General features: G+C 37.5%; 22 protein-coding genes, 16 tRNA genes and 1 rRNA gene. 9 read left to right on the forward strand and 30 right to left on the reverse strand.

The annotated features are described in order from the left end of the window. Positions 1-21: 21 nt before the first annotated feature. Both MKY76_RS19740 and MKY76_RS19745 read right to left on the reverse strand, forming a co-directional pair. Positions 22-852: an aldo/keto reductase gene (locus tag MKY76_RS19740; protein ID WP_342557063.1), complete on the reverse strand. Its 831-nt coding sequence runs from the start codon at positions 850-852 to the stop codon at positions 22-24. Between the two features lie 79 nt (positions 853-931). After that, positions 932-1,102 carry a hypothetical protein gene (locus tag MKY76_RS19745; RefSeq protein ID WP_004230831.1) on the reverse strand — a complete coding sequence of 57 codons (171 nt, stop codon included), beginning with the start codon at positions 1,100-1,102 and terminating at the stop codon, positions 932-934. 391 nt (positions 1,103-1,493) lie between these two features. Here MKY76_RS19745 and MKY76_RS19750 point away from each other — a divergent pair, with 391 nt between their 5' ends. Further along, a complete protein-coding gene (locus MKY76_RS19750; RefSeq protein WP_054548665.1) occupies positions 1,494-2,339 on the forward strand; it encodes a VOC family protein in 846 nt (281 codons plus the stop codon). Positions 2,340-2,376: 37 nt separating this feature from the next. Here the strand turns inward: MKY76_RS19750 and trmL are convergent, their stop codons facing one another. Next, complete coding sequence (gene trmL, locus MKY76_RS19755; protein WP_004230835.1) at positions 2,377-2,850, reverse strand: tRNA (uridine(34)/cytosine(34)/5-carboxymethylaminomethyluridine(34)-2'-O)-methyltransferase TrmL; 474 nt, start codon at positions 2,848-2,850, stop codon at positions 2,377-2,379. A gap of 184 nt (positions 2,851-3,034) precedes the next feature. Beyond that, the gene (gene queG, locus MKY76_RS19760) at positions 3,035-4,165 is read right to left on the reverse strand and encodes a tRNA epoxyqueuosine(34) reductase QueG (RefSeq protein ID WP_225340470.1); all 1,131 of its coding nucleotides are present in this window, start codon (positions 4,163-4,165) and stop codon (positions 3,035-3,037) included. Between the two features lie 59 nt (positions 4,166-4,224). On the opposite strand from queG, the gene MKY76_RS19765 reads away from it, so the two are divergent. The 3 genes from MKY76_RS19765 to MKY76_RS19775 all read left to right on the forward strand — a co-directional run bounded on the left by MKY76_RS19765 (position 4,225) and on the right by MKY76_RS19775 (position 7,323). Further along, positions 4,225-4,914 (forward strand): phenylalanine--tRNA ligase beta subunit-related protein, encoded by a 690-nt coding sequence (locus MKY76_RS19765; protein WP_342557064.1) that lies wholly within the window; start codon positions 4,225-4,227, stop codon positions 4,912-4,914. 15 nt (positions 4,915-4,929) lie between these two features. Continuing rightward, positions 4,930-5,439 (forward strand): hypothetical protein, encoded by a 510-nt coding sequence (locus tag MKY76_RS19770; protein ID WP_048391820.1) that lies wholly within the window; start codon positions 4,930-4,932, stop codon positions 5,437-5,439. A 297-nt stretch (positions 5,440-5,736) separates the two neighbouring features. After that, positions 5,737-7,323 carry a catalase gene (locus MKY76_RS19775; protein ID WP_259949891.1) on the forward strand — a complete coding sequence of 529 codons (1,587 nt, stop codon included), beginning with the start codon at positions 5,737-5,739 and terminating at the stop codon, positions 7,321-7,323. 43 nt (positions 7,324-7,366) lie between these two features. On the opposite strand, the gene MKY76_RS19780 is transcribed toward MKY76_RS19775, so the two are convergent. Beyond that, a complete protein-coding gene (locus MKY76_RS19780; protein ID WP_048391850.1) occupies positions 7,367-7,768 on the reverse strand; it encodes a cytidine deaminase in 402 nt (133 codons plus the stop codon). Between the two features lie 16 nt (positions 7,769-7,784). Next, a complete protein-coding gene (locus MKY76_RS19785; RefSeq protein WP_313870509.1) occupies positions 7,785-8,690 on the reverse strand; it encodes an LD-carboxypeptidase in 906 nt (301 codons plus the stop codon). A 121-nt stretch (positions 8,691-8,811) separates the two neighbouring features. Between MKY76_RS19785 and MKY76_RS19790 the strand changes: the two genes are divergently transcribed. Then, entirely contained in the window at positions 8,812-9,711 is a 900-nt protein-coding gene (locus MKY76_RS19790; RefSeq protein ID WP_112116653.1) for a DMT family transporter, read from the forward strand. Between the two features lie 20 nt (positions 9,712-9,731). On the opposite strand, the gene nagB is transcribed toward MKY76_RS19790, so the two are convergent. Continuing rightward, positions 9,732-10,445, reverse strand: coding sequence for a glucosamine-6-phosphate deaminase (nagB, locus tag MKY76_RS19795; protein ID WP_342557065.1), 714 nt, complete (start codon positions 10,443-10,445; stop codon positions 9,732-9,734). A 186-nt stretch (positions 10,446-10,631) separates the two neighbouring features. On the opposite strand from nagB, the gene MKY76_RS19800 reads away from it, so the two are divergent. Next, a complete protein-coding gene (locus MKY76_RS19800; protein WP_054548670.1) occupies positions 10,632-11,378 on the forward strand; it encodes an arylamine N-acetyltransferase in 747 nt (248 codons plus the stop codon). A gap of 38 nt (positions 11,379-11,416) precedes the next feature. On the opposite strand, the gene MKY76_RS19805 is transcribed toward MKY76_RS19800, so the two are convergent. Together MKY76_RS19805 and MKY76_RS19810 are read right to left on the reverse strand one after the other, a co-directional pair. Then, positions 11,417-12,502 (reverse strand): S-layer homology domain-containing protein, encoded by a 1,086-nt coding sequence (locus tag MKY76_RS19805; protein WP_342557066.1) that lies wholly within the window; start codon positions 12,500-12,502, stop codon positions 11,417-11,419. A gap of 82 nt (positions 12,503-12,584) precedes the next feature. Further along, the gene (locus MKY76_RS19810; protein ID WP_313870513.1) at positions 12,585-12,944 is read right to left on the reverse strand and encodes a VOC family protein; all 360 of its coding nucleotides are present in this window, start codon (positions 12,942-12,944) and stop codon (positions 12,585-12,587) included. Between the two features lie 176 nt (positions 12,945-13,120). On the opposite strand from MKY76_RS19810, the gene MKY76_RS19815 reads away from it, so the two are divergent. The 3 genes from MKY76_RS19815 to MKY76_RS19825 are packed head-to-tail and all read left to right on the forward strand — an operon-like array spanning position 13,121 to position 15,231. After that, positions 13,121-13,717 (forward strand): TetR/AcrR family transcriptional regulator, encoded by a 597-nt coding sequence (locus tag MKY76_RS19815; protein WP_103118822.1) that lies wholly within the window; start codon positions 13,121-13,123, stop codon positions 13,715-13,717. Beyond that, positions 13,718-14,419 carry an SGNH/GDSL hydrolase family protein gene (locus MKY76_RS19820; protein ID WP_103118823.1) on the forward strand — a complete coding sequence of 234 codons (702 nt, stop codon included), beginning with the start codon at positions 13,718-13,720 and terminating at the stop codon, positions 14,417-14,419. Positions 14,420-14,421: 2 nt separating this feature from the next. Continuing rightward, positions 14,422-15,231, forward strand: a complete 810-nt coding sequence (locus MKY76_RS19825; RefSeq protein WP_103118824.1) for an SDR family oxidoreductase — start codon at positions 14,422-14,424, stop codon at positions 15,229-15,231. A 40-nt stretch (positions 15,232-15,271) separates the two neighbouring features. Here the strand turns inward: MKY76_RS19825 and MKY76_RS19830 are convergent, their stop codons facing one another. From MKY76_RS19830 to rrf, 21 genes are all read right to left on the reverse strand, one after another. Next, positions 15,272-15,946 carry an ABC transporter ATP-binding protein gene (locus tag MKY76_RS19830; RefSeq protein WP_048391842.1) on the reverse strand — a complete coding sequence of 225 codons (675 nt, stop codon included), beginning with the start codon at positions 15,944-15,946 and terminating at the stop codon, positions 15,272-15,274. A 2-nt stretch (positions 15,947-15,948) separates the two neighbouring features. Then, a complete protein-coding gene (locus tag MKY76_RS19835; protein WP_103119109.1) occupies positions 15,949-16,980 on the reverse strand; it encodes an ABC transporter permease in 1,032 nt (343 codons plus the stop codon). A 207-nt stretch (positions 16,981-17,187) separates the two neighbouring features. After that, entirely contained in the window at positions 17,188-18,060 is an 873-nt protein-coding gene (locus MKY76_RS19840) for a GNAT family N-acetyltransferase (protein ID WP_342557067.1), read from the reverse strand. A 102-nt stretch (positions 18,061-18,162) separates the two neighbouring features. Then, positions 18,163-22,347, reverse strand: a complete 4,185-nt coding sequence (locus MKY76_RS19845) for an S-layer homology domain-containing protein (RefSeq protein ID WP_342557068.1) — start codon at positions 22,345-22,347, stop codon at positions 18,163-18,165. A gap of 640 nt (positions 22,348-22,987) precedes the next feature. Further along, a tRNA-Leu gene (locus MKY76_RS19850) sits at positions 22,988-23,068 on the reverse strand. A gap of 47 nt (positions 23,069-23,115) precedes the next feature. Further along, a tRNA-Cys gene (locus MKY76_RS19855) sits at positions 23,116-23,189 on the reverse strand. An 8-nt stretch (positions 23,190-23,197) separates the two neighbouring features. Then, positions 23,198-23,272: transfer RNA gene (locus MKY76_RS19860), tRNA-Gly, on the reverse strand. Between the two features lie 5 nt (positions 23,273-23,277). After that, a tRNA-Gln gene (locus MKY76_RS19865) sits at positions 23,278-23,352 on the reverse strand. Positions 23,353-23,356: 4 nt separating this feature from the next. Continuing rightward, positions 23,357-23,432 (reverse strand) — tRNA-His (locus MKY76_RS19870). 35 nt (positions 23,433-23,467) lie between these two features. Beyond that, positions 23,468-23,543: transfer RNA gene (locus MKY76_RS19875), tRNA-His, on the reverse strand. 12 nt (positions 23,544-23,555) lie between these two features. Next, a tRNA-Trp gene (locus MKY76_RS19880) sits at positions 23,556-23,629 on the reverse strand. A gap of 13 nt (positions 23,630-23,642) precedes the next feature. Further along, positions 23,643-23,726, reverse strand: a tRNA-Tyr gene (locus MKY76_RS19885). Between the two features lie 9 nt (positions 23,727-23,735). Beyond that, positions 23,736-23,811, reverse strand: a tRNA-Thr gene (locus MKY76_RS19890). A 12-nt stretch (positions 23,812-23,823) separates the two neighbouring features. After that, positions 23,824-23,896: transfer RNA gene (locus tag MKY76_RS19895), tRNA-Phe, on the reverse strand. A gap of 15 nt (positions 23,897-23,911) precedes the next feature. Beyond that, positions 23,912-23,987 (reverse strand) — tRNA-Asp (locus MKY76_RS19900). A gap of 3 nt (positions 23,988-23,990) precedes the next feature. Beyond that, a tRNA-Met gene (locus tag MKY76_RS19905) sits at positions 23,991-24,065 on the reverse strand. A 26-nt stretch (positions 24,066-24,091) separates the two neighbouring features. Beyond that, a tRNA-Val gene (locus tag MKY76_RS19910) sits at positions 24,092-24,167 on the reverse strand. 15 nt (positions 24,168-24,182) lie between these two features. Then, positions 24,183-24,257 (reverse strand) — tRNA-Glu (locus tag MKY76_RS19915). Positions 24,258-24,281: 24 nt separating this feature from the next. After that, positions 24,282-24,373, reverse strand: a tRNA-Ser gene (locus tag MKY76_RS19920). A gap of 5 nt (positions 24,374-24,378) precedes the next feature. After that, positions 24,379-24,455, reverse strand: a tRNA-Asn gene (locus MKY76_RS19925). 16 nt (positions 24,456-24,471) lie between these two features. Beyond that, positions 24,472-24,587: ribosomal RNA gene (gene rrf / locus MKY76_RS19930) — 5S ribosomal RNA — on the reverse strand. Between the last annotated feature and the right edge of the window lie 74 nt (positions 24,588-24,661).

The raw sequence follows: 24,661 nt of genomic DNA on the forward strand, positions 1-24,661 counted from the left end.
AGTGCGGGATTTATTCTTTTTTTAAAAATCAAATTTAAAATGATCAGGATCTTGTCCAAATCGTTGGTTACGATTTAATGTTGCCATTTTCTCCATTTGATCTTGGGTTAATTCAAAATCAAAAATCTGTGCGTTTTCCTCAATTCGGCTCGGTGTTACGGATTTGGGAATAACGAGTGTATCATTTTGTAAATGCCAACGCAGTACTACCTGAGCAGGGGTTTTATCGATTTCTTTCCCAATCTCAATAATGGTAGGATCAGCAAGTACACCACCACGTCCTAGTGGAGACCATGCAGTAACAGCAATTTGGTGTTCACTACAAAATGCGCTTAATGACTGCTGTTGTAAATATGGATGTACCTCCACTTGATTAACCATCGGTGCAGTATTTGCCTTAGCCAATATTTTTTCCAAATGATGCTCATGATGATTCGATACACCTGTTGAGCGAATTAATTTTTCATCGTAAAGGCGCTCAATAGCTCGATATGTTTCTTCAAATGTTTCAGGGACAGCCCAATGTGTTAAATATAAATCTAGGTAATCCATATTTAAATTCTTTAGCGAAACCTCAAAAGCACGTAATGTTGCATCATATCCTTGGTCATTATTCCATACTTTTGTTGTAACAAAAATATCTTCACGACGAATGCCTGAATGACGAATAGCTTCTCCTACTTCTACCTCATTCCCATATAAGGATGCTGTATCAATAGCTCGATAACCGTATTGAAGTGCTTTATCAATAGCCTGTAATGTTTCCTCACGTTCTGTCATTTTGTAAACACCTAAGCCAAAACGAGGCATTTCTACACCATTTGATAATGTTTTTGTTGATTGTAAATTCAAAAAGCACAACCCCTTTCTTATCCTCGTTCCATTATACAAAAAATTGGATTTAAGAAAAATAAAGCGGCTGGTTTATATACTACTTTTTCTTCTGTTCAACATCTTCCAATTGAATTGGATCAGCGATTCGCTCATCCTCCGCAAGCTCTAGACCATCACGTAAATGCTCCATCTGCTTGCCCAAATCTTTTAATTCTTTCATATCTCTCACCATTGTCCCATTTTCAATATTTGGCACCTTTTTTTCCATACTAATCACCTCACTTTTAGTTTTCCCGATATCAAGCTGTTTGAACCATTTCTGACATATTTTATTCTGCTATGTCGTTTCATTTTTAAAGTAGATAGGCTATACTAAAAAGAGATTTCTTTATAACATGAGGAGGGTTACTTCCATGAAATTATTATTAATCATTGGTGTAACAGTTGCTTTCTTAACAGCTATTTTCACTGCTGGATACGAAGGCGACTACAAAGCTGACAAATAATATCTCAAGAAAATCACTAAGCTTTTCGAAAAGCTTAGTGATTTTCTTTTTTTGTGGAACAATAGAAATACTTGACTTTCCTTTATTTTTAAAATAAACTAACTTACATAAAGTAACTTAATGAAAAAAGATAACTATTCGGAGGTATTCAAAATGCATTTTCATGAAAAACCAAACACCTATGTAACGAATGTTGAAATAAAAGTGAGTGATTTACACCGCTCTTTAACCTTTTATCAAGAAATTATTGGCTTTAAAGTGTTACAACAAGATTCACATAAAGCTATGTTAACTGCCGATGGAGAAACAGCTCTATTAACTCTTGTTCAGCCTAAAACCGTAGAAGATAAGCTTAGCATGACGACAGGACTTTATCACTTCGCCCTATTATTACCTAGTCGACGTGACTTAGCTAATGTTATTTCTCATTTTCACGAAAAAGGTGTGTACCTTGGGGCTTCTGATCATGCTGTAAGTGAAGCACTCTATTTAAATGATCCTGATCATAATGGAATCGAGATTTATGCAGATCGTCCTGAAAGTGAATGGACATGGCATAACAATCAGGTGCATATGGTGACAGAACCACTCAATATTCGTTCTATTTTAGAAGAGGGCGATGGCAACTGGCTTGGTCTGCCTGCTGGCACAGTAATGGGCCATATTCATTTATCGGTCTCTAACTTGGCTGAAGCCGAGCAATTTTATACAAAGGGATTAGGTTATGATATTGTCACACGCTACGGGTCCCAAGCATTATTTATTTCTACAGGCCGTTACCATCATCATATCGGCTTAAATACTTGGCACTCAGAGAATGCACCAAAGCTTGGAAAAAATCAAGTTGGCTTAAAAACGTTCTCATTGCGTTTAGATAACGAAGAACAAGCGGCAACTATGAAAGATAATCTTCGTGGTATAGGTGCACCCGTTACGGAAATCGTCGGAGGGTTCCAAACAGAGGATCCTGCGGGGAATGTTGTGTTATTAAAGTTTTAATATTAAAAAGCAGTTCTCACAAGCGGAGAACTGCTTTTTAATGTAACCCTGGATATCCTTGTTGACGTAATGCCTCATAAATAACAATTGCAGCCGTATTGGACAAATTAAGTGATCGCACATGATCACTTTGTGGAATACGTAAACACATATCTCGGCGTTCATAAGCAAAGTCCTTCGGCAAACCTGTAGTTTCTTTTCCGAACATAAAATAAATATCTCGGTCTTGATCACTAAAATCATTTTTCGTAAACGGCTCATCACTGTATGTTTCGATTAAATAAACATCTCCATTTTTAGAGTACTCTATAAAATCCTCAAGTGAATCATGATAGACAATATTTACACTATGCCAATAATCTAAGCCCGCCCGTTTCAGCATTTTATCATCCGTTGAAAAACCTAGCGGACGAATTAAATGGAGCGATGTATTAGTACCCGCACAGGTACGTGCAATATTCCCCGTATTGGCTGGTATTTCTGGTTGATATAAAACGATATGCAATGGCATAACGACACACTTCCTTATTAAAAAATTCTTTAAGATGACTCTTTAAAAAGTTAACGAAGCCTTCCTCTTTTGGAGCGACTCTTCTCACAATTAGAGCGGATCCGCTCTCAATCATAGGAACTCCAAGCAATTGATTTCATCCCTACATTAAACTGTAGTTAGTCAATTGCTTCTACATCCAATACTACTTAAAAAACTGCAACCCTTTATAAATTTCACTTCGCACTTCTTCGTCCTGCTCTGTAGCTTCTGCTTCATGTAAGGCAGTTTGTGCAGTATCCCCGCCAATCTTACCCAAAGCCCATGCGGCTGTGCCTCGAATGACAGGACGGTCATCTTTATGAAGTAGAGCAATCAAATCTGGTATGGCGGCTTCCTCTTTAAAATGAGCAAGTGCCAAGATGGCATTACGCTGGATAGGCTTTTTTCCACGCCATGAGCCTGAAACATGACCAAATCTCCCCTTAAATTCCCGATTAGTAATCTTTAAAAGCGGTGTCAATAATGGTTTGGCTAGCTCTGGATCTGGTATAAATTCTTCATGAATCCAATTAATTTTCCCTTTATTTTTAGGACATACTGTCTGGCATGTATCACAGCCATAGAGTCGATTACCGATATGACTACGAAACTCATCTGGTAATGTACCCTTCGTTTGAGTCAGAAAAGCAATACAACGCTGTGCATCCAATTGTCCACCTTGAATTAAGGCTCCCGTTGGACAAACATCCAAGCACAGTCGACAATCTCCGCATTCATCCTCCATTGGCTTATCTGGCGCAAATGGAATATTTGTAATGAGCTCTCCTAAATACACATAGGAACCAAATTCAGGCGTTATAATCGAGCAATTTTTTCCGCTCCACCCAATGCCTGCACGTTCAGCTACCGCCCGATCTACAAGGGCTCCTGTATCAACCATTGATTCAATACGTACACCTTTGACATGTTCCTCAAGCCAAGTAGATAATAGCTTTAAACGCTCACGTAATGCTGTATGATAATCGACACCCCATGAAGCACGGCAGAAAATTCCACGTCGCGCACCCCTTTTACCAATTGGTGCATTTTGCATACGTGAAGGGTAAGCCACAGCTATCGCTACAATACTCTCTGCTTCATCTAGTAATTGAAGGGGTTCTGTACGTTTTTGAATATCACTTTCTTCAAATCCAGACTGATAACCAAGCTCCTGCTGGCGACGCAATCTGTTTTTTAATTCTGTAAAGGGAGCTGCTGTTGTAAAACCTATTTTATCAACACCAATGGACATCGCATATGCCACAAAATCACGTTGCAGGTCGTGTATGTTCATTTTATTTCCAACTCCTTACATGGTACAATATTAGAAATAGATAAAGTAGGTGATGTTCATTGGAAATTTCCATTAACCCAACTCTATTAACACAACATCCCGAGCTAAAAATCGGCATTATTCATTATACCAAAATTGTTGTAGCAGAATCCCCTCAAATGATTAAAGGGCGTATGCAATTGTATCAGGAAAATCTTTTTCTTGAAATACAGGAACTTCCTGTAACACAGCGTGAGGGGATCGCAGAATGGCGACAAATTTGGAAAAAGCTTGGTGCTGATCCAAATCGCTATCGTCACTCAGCAGAAAGCCTTATGCGTCGAATTAGTAAGCAAAATTATTTAACGCCAATTCATTCAGGTGTTGATTTAAATAATTTCTTTTCACTTCAATATGAAATGCCAATTGGGCTATATGATGTTGCTCAAATCAAAGGGTTTGTAACAATTGATCTTGGTCATGACGAGATTGGTTATGAAGGTTTGAATGGGCGCTTTAACACATTAGAAAATATTCTGTATAGTCGTGATGAGGTAGGAGCATTTGGCTCACCTTTTGTTGATTCTAAACGCACAGCTGTCACAGAGGAAACAACTGATGCGTTACATATTTTTTATTTCCGCCCTTCCTTAACAAATGATGCAGCGAATGAACTGCTAGCGTCAGCTGGGAAAATGTTTAATCAAATTCATGGCGGACATTATCAAATCGCAATTATATCAAATGATGTACCATCTAAAACACTATAAAAAGGACGTGTTTTCGTGATTAATCTTGCAGAAGCTGTTAAACTAAAAAGTATTTTAGGAAAGAAAACTCAAGAGCTAGTAAACGAACTACATCGCAGTGCCTTTGTAACAGTTGAAAAGGGACAAGCCCCTAAAACAAGTAATCGAGCACTCCCCCTTATTGAAGCTGACTTAGCCCAAGTTCGTCTAGATACTCGTACATTAGACCGCCTCGTTTACGAAGCAAACATCCAAAACACAGTAGACTTTAAAGGTCAAAAGCTAGCACTAGTAGAAGCCATCGAACTAGCAACACAACTTCGTGCCGAGGCTGATATGTGTAAAGATTTCAGTATGCGAGAAAAAGAGAGTGTAAGATTTGGCTATGGCGAAAATACAATGTTATATGAAATTGCTTTGTATGAGCCAGATGAATATCGAGAACGAGCTACAAAGCTTGAAAAAGATGCACATAAGCTATCTAATCTTATTAATTCAAAAAATTACAGTATTCAAATTAACTTTGACGATTCCCGTTATTTCTAGACTCGGGACGGTGAGACTCCAACCCGAGTTGGATGTGCTGTTTTCAAATCTAGCTTTTCAGCTAATTAGTTAAAAACCAATAACAAGTTACCTGTTACTGTATGACCGATGACTAATGACCAACTATAAGCAATGGCCATACTCAAAACAACTTGATTCCATTTGAAAACGCCATCCAGGGCTCTCCTACATTTATGTATGGAGAGCTTTTTTAAGTAGTTCAAAGGGATAATTTGGATGACTAGTTTGCCCCTTTCAAGGACAAAATGGAAGTATCTATAGGAAAGGGGTCATACTATGACACAGCAAGATGATGCAACACATGAGCAAGATATGACATTGACCAACAGACAGGGACATCCAATTACCAACAATCAAAATTTGCGAACAGTCGGTAATCGAGGTCCTGCAACATTGGAAAATTATGATTTTCTAGAAAAAATGAGTCATTTTGACAGAGAGCGAGTTCCAGAACGGGTTGTGCATGCTCGTGGAGCTGGAGCACATGGGTATTTTGAAACCTATGGTGTTGTTGGCAATGAACCTATCTCTAAGTATACACGTGCAAAAGTCTTTCAGGATAAAGGGAAAAAAACACCTGTCTTTGTGCGTTTTTCAACTGTTATACATGGTGGTCACTCCCCAGAAACATTGCGTGATCCCCGCGGTTTTGCAGTAAAGTTTTATACAGAGGATGGCAATTGGGATTTAGTGGGCAATAATTTAAAGATCTTCTTTATTCGTGATGCGCTCAAATTTCCAGATATGATTCATGCTTTTAAGCCTGATCCCATTACTAATATTCAAAACGTTGAACGTTTTTTTGATTTTTGTGCTAGCTCACCAGAAACCTTCCATATGGTAACATTCGTTTACTCTCCTTGGGGGATTCCAGCAAATTATCGTATGATGCAGGGCTCTGGGGTTAATACGTACAAGTGGGTGAATAGTGAAGGCAAGGCAGTCCTTGTCAAATATCATTGGGAACCGCTACAAGGTATTAAAAATTTAACACAAAAAGAAGCAGAGGAAATCCAACAGAAAAATTTCAATCATGCTACACAAGATTTATATGATGCTATCGAACGCGGAGACTTCCCCGAATGGGAGCTACATGTTCAAATTATGGAGGATGGTTCACACCCTGAGCTTGATTTTGATCCATTGGATGATACAAAGCTTTGGCCAAACGATCAATTTCCATGGTATCCAGTTGGCAAAATGGTGTTAAACAAAAACCCTGAAGACTATTTTGCTGAGGTGGAACAGGCTACTTTCGGGACAGGGGTGCTTGTTGATGGCTTAGACTTCTCTGATGATAAAATGTTGCAAGGTCGTACTTTCTCTTATTCTGATACACAACGCCATCGTGTAGGCGCCAACTACTTACAGCTTCCAATTAATGCACCAAAAAAACGTGTAGCGACCAATCAACATGGTGGACAAATGATGTATAAGCGTGATTTGGCACCGGGACAAAATCCACATATTAATTATGAGCCATCCATGCTGAATGGATTAAAGGAAGCAACACAAGCTGGTAAAGAATATACACCATACATTGAAGGGAACCTTGTTCGTGAATCGATTGATCGTCAAAGTAATACGAAACAGGCTGGTGAAACCTATCGTAACTTTGAACAGTGGGAACGCGAAGAACTTCTTAAAAATTTAATACGTGATCTATCGGTCTGTCATGAGGATATTCAAAATGCCATGATTGCTTTGGCACAAGAAGCCGACGAAGAATATGGTCGCTTACTCAAGGAAGGGTTGCACAACGCTAAAAAAGATTCCTCTGCATCAAAACCACTTGGCAATATCAATGGTGATCAAGCACCTCAAGATGCCATGAATAAAGGACACGATGCTGAGCCTTATTAACGAAGCTAAAAAAGACATTACATTTTTTGTAATGTCTTTTACTTTATTGTTCATATGCCTTATACCAATGATAAGGTTGAATTTCCTTTAATGATTTAAATACCAATTCTCCATCTGCATTCGTAATCGCTGCCTTTACATTTTCTCCCCAATAAAAAAGTCTTTCCTGACAGACTCCACAGGGTGTCAGCACTACAAATTTAGATGTTTCATCTTCCCTAGCAACACAAATCGAATGCGTTACTTTTGTATTCAATTTATGTGCCTCTAAAATAGCACCTGTTTCCATACATAATTCAGTAGCAGCATTCATTACCTCGGGTGCGACACTTGTTAAAATTTGCCCATCCGCGGTATATAAGGCTGCAGCTCCTCCCCATCCAGTGGGATATCTTTTTTCTGCTAGTGCAACCGCAGCTTCATACAGTACTTTTTCAATATCCATATTTCCTCTCTCCCTATCATACATGCACACCTGGTAATATTTTCAACACCTTTTCCTGTGCGTCTAAAATTGCCTCTGTTCCTAATGGAATGGCTATATTCGTTGTTTCATGTCCGAACTTAAAACCTGCCACGACTGGTATTCCTAAATCTGTAAAATACTCCTTCATTAACGAATGAAGTGCTTCTTCATCAGATCCTGTCTGTGTAAATGAACCAATGACGACTCCTGCTAATTGCTCAAATTTCCTTGCTTGTTTTAAATGCTGAAGCATTGAGTCAATAACTGGTATTGTTTCATTTACATCCTCTATTAATAAAATCCTACCTTCAGTTCTTACTTCAAATTTGGTACCTAGTGTGCTGACAAGACGATAGAGATTTCCTCCGATCATTTCACCACGTGTGATGCCCCCAGCAATCGTTGTTAGCGGAGAAATTGCCTCTGTATACTGAATTTCCATAGGGGAAAATAGCTGTAAAAACATTTTTTTTGATAAATCATCCATCTTATTAGCTGACATCAACATTGGCCCATGAAATGTCACCATATTGGCATACTCATTAATCGCACAATGTAAATATGTAACATCAGAAAAGCCCCAGAAAATCTTAGGATTTTCTTCTATTAAAGCATAATCAATTTTATCAGCAATTCTGGCAGAGCCATAGCCTCCCTTTACACAAAAGATTGCTTTCACTTCTGGGTTTTTTACCATCTCATGAAAATCAGCTAGTCTGATTTCATCACTTCCTGCCAAATATTCATGTTTTGCATGAATCGTATCACCCAGAATATAGCGAAGACCCAATTCGTCCAAAAAAGCTACTGCTTCTCCTAGTTTTTCAGGCTCTACAAGACTTGAAAGTGCAACAACACCGACTAAATCTCCCTTTTGTAAACATGGTACGGTACTTTTCACAGTTATTCCTCCTCTTGTTGTCCTTATTTTAGCATAGCAAAACTTCAGAGGCATTGATTATTGCTATACTGACTGCCTATAATTAACTTTACTATTCAATTAATAAAGGGGTTAAAGCATCTTGAAAATTCCACCATATATATTATTAGTACTCGCAACTCTTTTATGGGGTGGTAATTTTGTTATTGGACGTGCCGTTAGTGAAGATATTCCTCCCCTAACACTTGCCTTTTTACGCTGGTGCGTCGCATTTATTATCTTTTTTCCCATTGCATTTCACCAATTAAAACGTGAATGGCGGTTACTGAAAAGACATTGGTTTATTGTCATCATTCTTTCATTAACAGGTGTTACAGCATTTAACACACTTGTTTACATTGGATTACATTACACAACGTCCATTAATGCATCTTTAATGAACTCTTCTACGCCCATAATGATTTACATACTTTCCTTTATTTTTTTGAAGGAAAAACTATCAAAATATCAGTTAATAGGGACCGTTCTATCACTGAGTGGAGTTGCCTTTATTATAATGGGTGGCTCTTTTACAAGGATTGTCGATTTTACTTTCAACAAAGGGGATTTAATTGTAATCGCAGCAGTATTATGTTGGAGCATATATTCATTACTCATTAAACAATATGCAACTCGCTTACCAGGGCAGTCTACCTTTCTAGTGACGATTGGACTTGGGGCTATGATGTTATTTCCTTTTTCTCTCTATGAAACACTGTCTAGTGCAACAGCAATTCATTGGGAATGGTCAACCTTTGCTGCTATTTTATATGTTGGTATTTTTGCCTCTATCATTGCTTTTCTCTGCTGGAACAGTGGTGTTATACAGCTGGGAGCGAACAAAGCAAGTATTTATTTAAATTTCATTCCTGTTTTTGCCTCCATTTTCGCTGTTCTTTTTCTAAGTGAAAGATTGCACTCTTTTCAGCTTATAGGTGGACTAGCCGTTGTAGCAGGGGTTATTTTATCAGGAAAAATAAATAAGCAAAGACTTCAATCCTAAGAAGTCTTTGCTTATTTTTGCTAATTCGTACCACCATAAATTACTGTAACATTAGGATGGTTTAATAATTGGCTTGCTGGGAATTCTTCTGTAATATGACCACTTTTCAATTTCTCAATCGCCGCGAGCTTTTTTTCACCAAAGGCAATGAGAACGATTTCCTTTGCCTTCATTATGGAGTGGATGCCCATTGTAATGGCATGTGTTGGTACTTCAGATGGATCATCAAAATAAATAGCATTTTCTATTCTTGTTGACTCTGTTAGCTCCACAATATTCGTCTTGGCATCAAACGATGCGCCTGGTTCATTAAAAGCAATATGTCCATTTACACCGATTCCTAGAAGCTGTAAATCAATGCCTCCTGCTTCTTCAATGCGCTTATCATATGCAGCACATTCTTCAACTAAATTGGCTGCCTGTCCATTTGGCAAATGGACATTTTTCGGCTGTATATCCACAAAATTAAATAAATTCTCATGCATAAATGTAAAGTAGCTTGCTGGACTTGATTGCTCAATGCCAACATACTCATCCAAGTTAAAAGTTTGTACTTCCTTAAAAGATAAATGGCCAGCTTGGTGTCGTGCCACTAATTCTTTATACATGCCTACAGGTGATCCACCAGTTGCTAAACCTAAAACACTATCAGGTTTCTCTTGTATTTGTTTTGAGAAAATAGTAGCTGCCACTTCACTCATTTCCTCATATGTATTCACTTCTATCCATTTCATTCTTTATACGATACCTACCTTACCATTAATATTATTAACTAATATGTAAAATATTTCACTTTATAGTAGCTAATATATTAATCTTACTAGTTATTTAGCTATTTTTCTATCATTTCCTACTTCAGTTTATGCGTGTAATCTAAGACTATTTCGGTTATGTTATTAATAAGGAAGTGAGGCGATTTTATGAATGAACAGATTCAGCACTATTTACAGTATATTCAATTTCAAGGAACGTTAGAGCCATCTATTCAACTACTTGGACAACTACAAACTAAACATCTATTAACCATTCCCTATGAAAATTTAGATGTTGCCTTGAATCGTGGTATCTCCTTCGCTATTCCTGATATATTTAAGAAAATAATTATTGATAAACGTGGTGGCAATTGTTTTGAATTAAATATCTTATTCAGCTGGCTTCTACGAGAGCTTGGCTTTTCTGTCACCAATCGTTATGCCCAGTTTTGGCGCAACGTAGCGGAAAATACCCCTCCAGAGGAAATTCCTATGCATCAATTATTACTAGTAAATATGAGTGGACAATACTATATCTCGGATGTAGGTGTCGGTGCATTAGCACCCTGTAAACCAGTGCCACTGATTGCTGGCTATCAACACCGTGAAGGTAAAGAGTTATATAAAATAGATTATGATGAAGCGAATGGTTGGATGCTGTTGGAACAAGCTAAACATAGTTGGCGTTTGCTTTATAGTTTTCACGACGATGCCAATGATGCAAAATTTGCACCACGACTTTCCAAGCAAAAAAATAAAATTGCTATGATTCGAACCATTGGTGGCCGTCATACCATGATGAACAACGAATTTAGAATTTATGAAGGACAATCCTTAACTACCTATACAACAAACACTGAGAAGGAATGGCTGCAAGCTCTACAGCGTTTTTTTCATATCTCTATACAACAATAAGGAAAGCAAGTCCATCGGTGGCTTGCTTTCCTTTCACATTATTCCATTGTCCTATTGAGCAATTCAAACACAACTATGTCATTGTGTAGCTCTTTAACTAAACCTATATCATCTACAAAGTAATAAGTTTTCACTACATCACTAAATTCCGACCTTTTCTCGACTATAACCACGCCCGTAAATTGCACATCACCAGCTTGTACCGTACCATCAGTAGATTTTACAGTTACTCGTTCCCCTGCTGAAACCCCTGGATCATCTTCATGTAAAACAACGCCTATTCTAAGTGGGAGTTCTATATATAAATCATAATGTGTGTTAGCTTCACTAGCAATGGCTTGTCCGTATGCACGATCATGACCATATAAAAGCTCATCAGAGATAGTTTGTCCTGTACTTACATTTTTGACTGTCCATACATCATTTTTACCGTCGTGTTGCTGATATTGATAGTTTAAAGTATAACGCTTATTGTCACTTAAAGAATAATAGGCATACGTATATTCAAATGCGGGATCCCTTAGCAAGTTAGGTTTAGAAAGAGTCATTGCTCTCGCTAAAAACGCTGAGAAATGGGCGCGTGTAACAGGGTCATTAGGTTTAAACGAACCATTCTCATAGCCCCTTACTAAATGATTATGGGCCAGTGTTAAAATTTCTTTATAACCTGGTGTCTGCTTACTCACATCTGTAAAATAATAAGGATCTGAACCTTTTAATTGAAAGGCCCTATTTAGCACAATCGCCATTTCCCCCCTAGTAAGCGGTGCATCTGGATGAAATTTATGGGCAGTATCAAATATACCTTTATTTTGCACAGCCGCAATTTCTTTATAAAATTTATGAGTGGTTGTGATATCTTGATAGTTTGGATTTTGCACATGGATCGTGTTTAATCCTAAAGCACGTGTTAGCATTACAGCTACTTGTGCTTTCGTAATAAAATCATTTGGCTTGAACAAGTTATTCGAATACCCTTTCGCAATATCCTGTTCTACTAAATAATGAATTTCCGTCATTAATGTATCATCCGTTAGATCGATAAAGCTGGCTGCCTGCACTTCCTTCGGTAATATACCAATCGTTATCAGGATCAAACATACTAGCTTCAATATGTTCTTCACATTATCCCTCCTCCTTCGATTCTATACCCATAAAGACGTACCCATATGCTTAAAATGAAAAAAGCCTCTATTAAAAGAGACTTTATTCGTTATTTTTATATTGAATTAATCCAATCCCTATTCCAGTCGGATCGACCAAATAAGCTAGATAGAAATCATCAAACGCCATTTTGTCACGCAAAATAGTAGCACCATTGTGTTTTGCCTGTGCAATGACTTCGTCAATTGCATCCACTTCAATTTGAATTCTTGTACCATGCGGAAAATCGCTTGGTCCTTTACCAATGCCACCATTAATTCCAGCTTTGTCTTTATTCCCAGTCATAACTGCCCAATAATCCCACTTTGGAGCTGCCACCTCCCAGCCAAACACTTTACTATAAAAAGCTGCCGCTTTCTCCGGTTCCTGACTATTTAATTCAAAGCCAATCACTTTTCCCATACATATACCCCCTCATTTTTAGCATAACAAATAATTCAACAATTAATTGGAATTCCCTTCCTGCAACTTTAGAAATTTGACAATATTCCAAATAAAAAATTTATGTATTTAATTAGTTAGAAAATTATGTATAATTAAATTAGAACGATTGTTCAAATCATTAAAGGAGTACAACATTGAGTAAAAGACGCTATGACAGTGACAAGGCAAAGATTGAGATTATCAAACATGCCATCCAATTATTTTCTCAACATGGCTATAATCAGACATCTGTTGGTGATATTTCGAAAGCCTCTGGTTATAGTAAAGGACATATTTATTATCATTTCGAAAATAAAGAAAAGTTATTTGTGCTTTTGGCGCAGCAATCGATGAAAAATTGGCATGACAAATGGTTGCAACAAGAATCTTCATACACCACATCCACAGATAAATTGTATGGTATGGCCATGCATGTCCTCTATGAGTATCAAACACCCTTACTAAAGTCAGGTCAGGAACTGGCATCTAATCCCAAATCAAGTCCTGATTCAATACAACAGTTATACAATTTAGCTATTACGCCAATGAATGCTTATCGAGCAATTCTTCAAGAGGGCATCGACCAAAACGAATTTGTTCATGGCAGTGTAGATACATGGACCGTCTTACTTGGCACATGGCTAGGTGGATTATGTCAGCTGACCAATACTCATAACTTGAAATCATTAGAACCACTCTTTCAACAGGCAATAACGATTTTCTTAAAAGAAATTAAAAAAGGTGGGGTTTAAATGAAAGTAGGTTTAATAGGTGATAGCTTAACAGAAGGTCGTCCAGGCGTTTCATTTTATGATCTCTTGAAACATCAATATCCCCATATTTCATTCGATAATCTTGGAAATCCAGGCGAGACGATTAAAAGTTTATTTACTCGCTTGGAAAAAATGCCGCTCCAATCTTCCTATGATCTCCTTATTCTTTGGATAGGCGTCAATGACGTCTATTCAAAATTATTAAAGGTGCAAGCACAGCCTGTGGCGAAGGACCACATTGAATTCGAAGAGTACTGCCTCAAGGTATTAGAGAAAGCACATGACGCTTCCAAAAATGTTGTATTAGTATCTCCAGCATTAGTAGGAGAAGATCTTCAAAATCCCTCTAACAAAGAAATAACACAATTAACGTCTGTTATGGAGTCTATTTCAATGAAATCTGGCAATGTTTATTTTGTAAATATGCAAAATCTCTTTAAAGAGCATTTAGAACATTTGGAGTGCTCAGGCTTTATTAATACGAATGTAATAAGAGTCCTACTGGATGTTTTATTTTACAAAAGTCCTTTACGTATCGATAAATTATCTCAAAAAAGAGGGCTACATGTAACTTTAGATGGTGTTCATTTGAATAGTAAAGGTGCTGATATAGTGGCACAGCAATATAGCTCTATCATTGAACTTTATAAAGTCGAAGGAGACAAAATCGGGAGGTCCTAAAGATGAGGAAGATTGCTGTTGTTACTGGCGGTGTTTCAGGGATAGGAAAGGCTATTTGCCAAGAATTAATTGCTCGAGAAATATTTGTCATTATTGCTGATATTCAAGATCATGAGGGTCGTGTGTTAGAAGCAGAGTTAAATAAGGATATCGCCCATGTAAAATTTGTACATTTAAATGTAACCGATTACAAAAATGTAGCTTCTGTCATTCATGATGTATTTGAAGAATTTCACCGTATAGATTACCTGTTTAATAATGCTGGTATCGCTATGTATGGGGAGATGGGTGAAATGACTATTGAGGATTGGAAGGAAATTATGGCCATTAATTTATGGGGTGTCATTTATGGGACTCAAATAGGCTACCCACTTATGAAAAAACAAGGTTTTGGTCATATCGTCAATACCTCCTCTGCTGCAGGGTTAGGACCTTCTCCTTTTTCTACTGCATACGCTACTACCAAACATGCTGTTATAGGACTAACAACCTCTCTACACTATGAGGCTGAGGAATTCGGGATTAAGGTGAGCACTTTATGTCCAACGTTTGTGGATACACCAATTTTCGATAATGCAAAGGCGATTCATATGGATAAATCAATTATCACCAAACAATTAAAGCAGCAAAAAATGATCTCACCTCAGCGAATTGCAAAAATGGCTATAGAGGGTGTTCATCAAAATAAGCCTATCATTTGTCCAATGCCAATGCGCAAAACACTGGATGTTGTTTTTACTATTTTTCCTTTTTTACACAAAGCGTTAATGAGAATGGTTTGTAAAGTGAGTCGTAATGCACGTTTAACCTAATGTTTCACAAGGCTCCCTACTAATGGGAGCCTTGCTTATTTTATAATACGACACCATCGCTCATTTTAATAATACGATCTGTATATGCCAACATTTCTTCGTCATGCGTCACTAATAATGTTGTTATATTTAAAGTTTTTGTTAATGTTCTTAATAACAACATAATCTCTTTAGAGCGCTGTGAATCTAGACTAGCCGTTGGTTCATCAGCAAACAATACTTTCGGTTGATGAATAATAGCACGTGCAATTGCTACACGTTGCTTCTCTCCCCCTGACAAGGAGGAAGGATAGGCAGTTTTACGATGTTCCATTCCAACTAACTCCAATAGCCGATTGACTTCATATTTCTGTTCATTCTTTTTTAATGGAGATTCAGCTACATCTAGCATTAATAGCAATTGTTCCTCCACTGTCAAAAATGGAACGAGATGTGCAAATTGAAAAACAAAACCGAATTTACTTGCACGTAATTTTCGTACCTGGTCGGTTTTCATCGTCGTAAGATTCTGCTCTTCAAATAACACTTGCCCATCTGTTGCGGGTTGTAGTCCTGCAGCGATCGTTAATAATGTACTTTTCCCAGAGCCAGAAGCACCTACCAATGCTGTAATCTCTCCTTCATTTAAAGAAAGATTGATGCCCTTTAAGATCTCTTCCTCGACTTCACCATTCTTAAACGTTTTTCGTACTTCATCAATTGTAAATAACGTCATGATTAAGCCTCCCCTTGCTGTATTGCTTGTAACGGTTCAATTTTTTTAATTTGCATTCCTGACAAGGTCGCACCAATAAAGCCTATGAGGAGGAATACAACGGATAACTGTGTTGTAGTGCCTATTGTTAAAGTGAATGGCATCCCCTTAGGAGCAACTATATTAAATAGCTGGCTAAGACTGACAGATACCACAAGTGAAAAGATTGTAATAATAGCCATCTGTGTCCAGATCATTTTAAATAGCTTACTTGTTTTTAATCCAATCGCTTTTAAAATGCCATACAAGCCAATTTTTTGCACATTCATCATATAGAAGAAAATAGCAAACAACATCCCACTAATGACAACTAAGAACCATATAATCATATTTAAAGATAATTGTTCCGCATTATAACTAGGGATAGTATTGAGAAACTCTTTATTGCTATATGCTTGCAATCCCTTAATATCATTTGGCTCACTATTTGGTACAAAAATTAATTGTTTATCAGCTACCCGATACATCTCCTGATAAGCCTCTTCACTAATATAAGCAACGGGAGCATGGCTATATTTTTTTTGCTCTACAAAACCTTTTACAATGAACTTTCCACTGTATTGATTATTCGTTAATATATCTCCAACTTGTATTCCTTTATCTTGTAGTGAGCTATCCAAAAGCAACTCGTCTTGATGCACATTGCTAAAAAGTGTAGATTCCGTTGATGTCACAAATGCTACACTTTGTTGTTTATCATCCTGATCATTTAAAAAGCCCATCTGGATCGAAAAAGCTACTGCCTCTTTTTCTTTACTTATGACTTTCTGTTGCAGGTCGCTATCGATTCTTGAAAGATTAAACGTGCCATCCGCATCCTCAGCCATATAAAATTGTCCCTTCGGTAAATCCTTAATTAAAGCTGCATTATCCTGTGACAGACCATTTGCTAAACCCGAGATAATAAACGTTAAAAAACTAACTAGGAAGATAATGGAGCCCAAGATTAAAAACCGTACTTTATTCTTCTTCATTTCTTTCCAGGCAAGATTCATCACTAACCCCTCCATTTCTTTGATTACTCCTAGCTTAAAATTGTTAAATGAACAGAGCATGAACTAATCGTTAAAATGTAGTGATTATATAAAAAGCCACTCTATAAAGGCATTTTTATCCCATAGAGTGGCATCTTTTTTGAATCTTATTTATCTTTACTTACTAAAATCCCTCGCCTTGAATGAATTGATATTTTTGATTTCTAATCAAGGTCTTAATATTTTATACGAACTGTGAATTTCAATTGTAGTATGAATATAGGATCTAAAAAAACTCTTAAAGAATTTCAATACCTTTTCATCTTCATTTCTTACATCAAAACAAGCATACGGTATATTTAGTTGAATTTGATTTTTAATAACCTCGCCCAGTAAAGGTCTTAAAATATAATGATTTCTTCTATCTTCTTTAATAAAGAGGGAAGTAATAAATAAATGTTCATTATTCACATTTGTACTTAATATCCACCCGATGATTTCCTCTTTGTAGTAAACCCAAAAACTCGTTTGTGGACTAGCTTCACCAAATTGAAAATCCTCTAAGGGTGATAAATGCTTAGGATACCAATCAACATTGCGTAACGACTCCAGTTCCGCTTCATGAATTTGATTCAACGCTTTAACAGAGATGTCTTCTGGAAATGTGTTTTTTTCGATCCATTTTTCTTTGCTCATATCTTTCACATTAATCATAAAGTGAGTTTTGTCTAAAATTGGTGGAGTCCACGATTGCTTTCTTAATGTGTATTTTACATTCGGACTAGTTTCAGGAAAAACATTTGTATATAAAACATTTGCACCTTTTGCTTTTAGTTCTTTTTCGGCAAACTTTAGTAGTTTTTCTTCTATGTTTTTATTTTTAAACTTATCTCTAACATTTACTGAGTAGACGACGCCCATTCTATCTAACGCTTTGTATTCCGCCAATATTGCTCCGAGAACTTCACTATTTTTATCAACTGAAACGCCTAGGACAAACGAGTCATTGTTTAGGTCATTAAATAAAAAGTCACCTTTAATATTTTTAAAATGCAGTAATACTTCATTAACTTGGGTTTCATTTATTCTTTGGATTAGCATGATATTTACCTTCTTAATGAAAATAGTCTATTTTATTTGAGGTTTAGTAAAAAAGGGAAATGGATCACCTCGATAAGTGATCCATTCCAACTAAGGATTTACTTAAGGTCCCTCATTTCCAGTACCTTTAACACTTTTTATATAAGACGCTGGCTTTTCTGCGGTTGCTTTTATACGGATATGAATATATTGCGAAGTATTAGCTTGGATCTCAATAGAAGTAACACCAAATATAGTTGGAGCATTTGACCATTCTACTGCATCATCTGCTGCGTTTGGATTACTATCCACAAAATACTCATATGTCTTCTGAGTTTGTAAATTTGATAATTTTGTATACCCAGCAACACCTACCGCTACTGTAGGTTCAGGTGCAGCAGCAGGTTTGATATCGTTTAACTCAATTTGCGTTAAATCTTGTACATCATTTGCTGGTTGCCCTCCTGCTGAAGCTATACGAATATGCACAAATTGACCCGCATTTATCGAAATATTATCAATTTCTGTTGTTCCTGATAGGGGTATTAATGTTGCGCCTGCCCAGTCTGTGCTAATAGATGTCGTAGCATTACTATCTATTATATATTCATACGTCACACCATCTGTTAATCCTGTCAGTTTCATTGTTCCTGCATTCGTTCCTTGTGCTTTCATTGCATTAGGTGCAGTAATTGGATTTACAATTGTTAATGGTATATTCGTTATATTTATTGTTTTTGCATCAGAATAGACTGTTTCATTCACAAATTCTTTTTGAGGCTTCGCTTTATTCAAAGCAGCGTCTTTTAAAGAAATATTGTTACCATTTGCACTCATCGTGATGGTTGTATTTTGTTCAATTTTTGATACGGTTGTTGCACCTAACGTGACAGTTACGGTATTTCCTAAAAGTTCAAAGGAATCATCATTAGCAAAAGCAAACGTAGAATTTGTTTGATTACTTAAAGTAAAATCATTCGCTAAATCAATTAGATTAGCCAAACCAAGATTTACATCCTCTGAGAAGATAATCGTTAACTGATCCCCTACATCTACACCGTTAGAACCCTTATCTATGAAGCCTGAACTAATAATAACTGGTGCAGCCTGATCAACTGCTGTCACATGAATCCCAGCTATATTCACTCCATTGATATCTATGATAGATTCATTTGGATTTTGAATAACCTCTGGTGTGAAGTGAGTACCAACCATTGGTTCCACTCTAATTGTAATATATTTGTTTTCACCTTGTGTATATAATGGATTAGGATTACCATTGCTAAGCAGTGGCGTTCTTCCATTTTTGTCTGTTACTTTTATAGATTCTACAGTAAAGCCAGGGACTGTAAATGAATCCTTAGTTACTGTCGTGGGATCAATATTTGCTGAAAATTTTAGGCGAATGGTTTCCATTTTTCCATCTTGTGAGCTGACCCCATCTTTACCATCTATCGTAACCGTTTCTAGCAATGGGTTATTTACTATTGTATTAGCAACTACTTGTCCAATCTTTTTTGCGATTTTACCTGCTGACGTTCTTTCTACTACAACAACTACCTTACCAGCAGCTGATGAAATTTTACCATCAGGCGGAAGTGTTTCCCAAGAAGATACATCAGCATTTAATGATGGCTTTCCAGCGTCTGCTGCATTCGCATCATCAAAAACTTTAAAAGCAAACTCATTACCTAAATCTACAGGTTCACCAACTGTAATATTTATTTTATCGTTACTGAATGGATCGTCCACTGCCGTAACAGCTAATGGGCTTAAAGATCCGATGCTAACTCGTGTTCTTAAACTCTCTGCATATTGAGTACCATTGTCTGTTACTTTTATAATCGCTACATCAATTTCAGACATCCCATTAGCAAAACCAGAGGAAATCGCAATTGATTTTTCACCATTTCCGTCAGGAAGTATACCCCATTCTAATTGATTGCCTGAAACATCGTATACAGAAATCATATAATCACCTATTGGGGAAGGGAGTTTAACTGTCACTTTGTCTGCCCCAGTAGCATTGTCAGTAACAGTAATATCACTAACTGCTGGCGCATTCGGGAAAGTCGTTGGTACTCCTTTTTCGGCTCTTGTGCTTTCTGTTTTTCCGTTTTCTGTAACTGTTACATAGACTTTATCAAGTCCTAGAGGAAATCCTCCTAGAATCTCTACTATACTAAGTGCAGTTGACGTTGTTACTGAAAAGCTTCCAAGGATATTTCCATTTGTACTTGCATCATACACTTTAATTAATGAACCTACTTGTAATGAAGGTAAAGCAATCATATCCTTGCCTGCTGTCGCGTAATTAACCAATTGTATGTGTGAAGGAGCTTGTGATTGATTTGAACTTTGAACATATACCGTCGTTGATAAACTTGCTGGTATGTTCCCACTTGCTGCATACCGTACTTCATAGTTTCCTGCACCTAAGCCAATAATTTCTGTTGCTAATAAAGGTACATTCGTCCAACTTGTGTCTGTAACTAGTTTATATTGATATTTCTTACTTGCATTTAAACCTGTAATCTTACCATCATTTCCTACTAAAGTTGGAGACACCCCTTGTAAACCCTTTGGTGCTGATGGTGCTACGGGAACTGTTGTATCAATAGACCCGCTACCTGAGTTATCAGATGACGTATCGGATAAATCTGGGTTTTTTGTTCCAGCAACTCGTTCGACATTGCCTTTTACAGAATTATAATTTTGAATTATATCAGCAGGTTTTGAACCTGTTGGAATAACAAGGTTGCCAATTTTGGTTTCTGTTCCTATTGTAACTTTTGTTTCTCTATTAAGTGTTTCAAGATTATTTACTCGACCGATTGTTTGCAGATTTACATTTGCACTTGTCATAAGAGATAGATTAACAATGTCACTTTTACCAGATAATTTAACCTCACCTGTAGTTGTTACTTGTAAAGAAGTTACATTTGAGTTAATGACAACGTCAGTAGCTCCCTGGACAATCAATACTTTAGGAAGCACCACTGAACTTCCAGCAGTTAATATTGCATTGCTATTAACAACAATCTCTCCCACTGTAGATGCTCCAGATGTTTTCGATAGGAAAATAACATCAGCATTTTTATCGACACCCACATCACCCAATTGAAATTCACTGAAAACTACTCTTCCTCTTACTTTAGTTTCATTCGCAGCTATAGGTAAGTTATTCATAGATGCAACCTTTGCTCCAAAAGATTTATATGCATTAGTTTGATTTGCTAGTTGCAAAGTATCATCAATCGTCGTTTTACCTTCCACTTTCAAGAATTCAGAGTAGAAAGAATTCTCAACGCCTTTACCCACATGTAAATCGCCTTTAATGGTGATATTCTTCATTGTGATGTAATCGCTATTTACAATGACAGTAGAATCGATAGTTGCACCTTTTCCATCAAACACAGCATGATTTACATAGGGGTTATTAGTATCAGTACTTGGTGTACCTTTTGCAGTTAATTCAATAGATTGTATTTGTTCAATTTTATTCTCTTTTATAGTTAGTTTTAAGTTGGCACCTTTTAATGTCGCTAGATTACTCGGATTAATCCATTTCTTTTGATCATCTGAAAGTGTATATGTACCTTCAGAAGTCACCAGTGTCTCATCTGTAATATTGGAGATCGTCTCATTCAAATGAACAGGAACAGGTGTTATTTTGTTTTCACTACGGTAAATTAACGCTGCTAGTTGTCCACGAGTCACACTTTTATTAGGCGAAAATGTTGTTGGGGTTGTTCCGGATGTGATTTCATTTTCAATCAATACCCCAACATAATTATTAAACCAATCATCTTGACTCACATCTGTAAAGTTTATTTTTTGTTGAGAATTTTCTGATTTTAAATCATAGGCTAATGAGATAATTTTTGCCATCTGTGCACGAGTCACAGGATCATTCGGTCTGTATTCACCTTCAGATCCCACAATAATTCCTTTATCGGCTAATGCAGCAATATATTTATAGAAACTATGCTTTTCAGAGACATCTTTAAATCCTGGGTTCTTAATATTAGTTGTATCTAAATCTAATGCAAGTGCGATGATTTTTGCAGCATGGGCGCGAGTTAAAGGTTCGTTTGGACGGAAAGTACCATCTTCATAGCCACTTATAATATTACGTGCATGTAAACTATTTACTGCTTCATAAAAGTATGCATTTGACTGTACATCTTTGAATTTAGTTGCAGCTGCGTTAGCATTTGGTATCACTGTCACTAAACTACCTACCACAACAGATGCTGTAACTGTAGATGCTATTATCTTGTTAAAATTTTTATTCTTTTTTTTCATAATCTCACATTCTTTCCCTCATTATTGATGGTGACTTATTTACTAATAAATAGTAATTTACGATATATCTTTTTGCATATTTTTTTAAATTGGAATATCTCCCTTTCTTATTATAATTCCACAATGGTTTTTGGGTAGTTATTACCAAATATTTTAGATATATCCTTTTTTACTTTCCATTTTAGAGAAATTAGTCTACCTATCATACAAATGTGGTAAAAATATTTTATAATAAATAGTAAAATTAATATATATAAATTTTGAATTAATAGAACAAAAATTTTAGTTCAACTTCATGCATGACCCATACGTTGTGATTGATGTTTTCATGTTTCATCGATACAAAACATATCTTAATGCCACTTGTTTCTAAGTGAAGGAAGAAACTAAACTCTGTCTTGTCATTTTCTGCTTTTAAGAGGCAAGTACACATTAATTTATCAGTTAACGTTACCATAATGAAGGTAGATTATATTAAATAACTTTAGTTTGCTAATACAGCGCAAAATATAGCTGCTGTAAAGGCAAAAATATGACCCATTCAGTCCCCCGCTCCTTTATCTATGTTTATATACTTTCTATAATTTTTTACAACAAAAAAAGAACCCCTGATATATCAAGGATTCTTCGTTGTAATTGATACCGGTGGTCGGGGTCGAACCGACACTCCAAAGGAACACGATTTTGAGTCGTGCGCGTCTGCCAATTCCGCCACACCGGCATAATGGAGATAAAAAAAATCGGATAAACCGATTAACAGTTAAAATATGGAGGCGGCAACCGGATTTGAACCGGTGATAAGGGTGTTGCAGACCCGTGCCTTACCACTTGGCTATGCCGCCGTCATACATGGAGCGGAAGACGAGGTTCGAACTCGCGACCCCCACCTTGGCAAGGTGGTGTTCTACCACTGAACTACTTCCGCAAAAATGGCTGGGGTACTAGGATTCGAACCTAGGCATGACGGAATCAAAATCCGTTGCCTTACCGCTTGGCTATACCCCAACAATGGGGCGACTGATGGGAATCGAACCCACGAATGCCGGAACCACAATCCGGTGCGTTAACCACTTCGCCACAATCGCCATTGTATTATGATGTTTATTAATTTTATATGAGATGGGGCGACTGATGGGAATCGAACCCACGAATGCCGGAACCACAATCCGGTGCGTTAACCACTTCGCCACAATCGCCATAAAATTAATTGGCAGGGGCAGTAGGAATCGAACCCACACCAAAGGTTTTGGAGACCTCTATTCTACCGTTGAACTATGCCCCTAAAATAATAAAACTGGTGGAGGGGGACGGATTCGAACCGCCGAACCCTAAGGAGCGGATTTACAGTCCGCCGCGTTTAGCCACTTCGCTACCCCTCCGGGAATATCTGGTGCCGGCTATAGGAATCGAACCCACGACCTACTGATTACAAGTCAGTTGCTCTACCTGCTGAGCTAAACCGGCAAAAAAATAAGATGGGTCAGGACGGAATCGAACCGCCGACACTTAGAGCTTCAATCTAATGCTCTACCAACTGAGCTACTGACCCATATTTTAAAATAAATGGCGGTCCCGACCGGGATCGAACCGGCGATCTCCTGCGTGACAGGCAGGCATGTTAACCGCTACACCACGGGACCATTTGGTTGCGGGGGCTGGATTTGAACCAACGACCTTCGGGTTATGAGCCCGACGAGCTACCACTGCTCCACCCCGCGATAATACTATAATATTGTTAAAATAATGGTGGAGGATGACGGGCTCGAACCGCCGACCCTCTGCTTGTAAGGCAGATGCTCTCCCAGCTGAGCTAATCCTCCATCTGGGTATTGAATTGGTGACCCCTACGGGATTCGAACCCGTGTTACCGCCGTGAAAGGGCGGTGTCTTAACCACTTGACCAAGGGGCCATCGTTTGGAACACATCAAAGTGCTGGCGGAGAGTAAGGGATTTGAACCCTTGAGACAGTGTTAACCGCCTACACGATTTCCAATCGTGCTCCTTCGGCCACTCGGACAACTCTCCAAGAATGGCTCCGAAGGCAGGACTCGAACCTGCGACAACCTGATTAACAGTCAGGTGCTACTACCAACTGAGCTACTTCGGAATAATTTTAGTATATAGCCTAGCGACGTCCTACTCTCACAGGGGGAAGCCCCCAACTACCATCGGCGCTAAAGAGCTTAACTTCCGTGTTCGGTATGGGAACGGGTGTGACCTCTTTGCCATCATCACTAGACTATTTGAAAGACAATACTTATTATAACATATCTTATAAAAATTACAAGTATATTCTAATATTTTATTCTTTCA

This window comes from Lysinibacillus sp. FSL P4-0201, from assembly GCF_038593425.1.
Taxonomy (GTDB): domain Bacteria; phylum Bacillota; class Bacilli; order Bacillales_A; family Planococcaceae; genus Lysinibacillus; species Lysinibacillus capsici.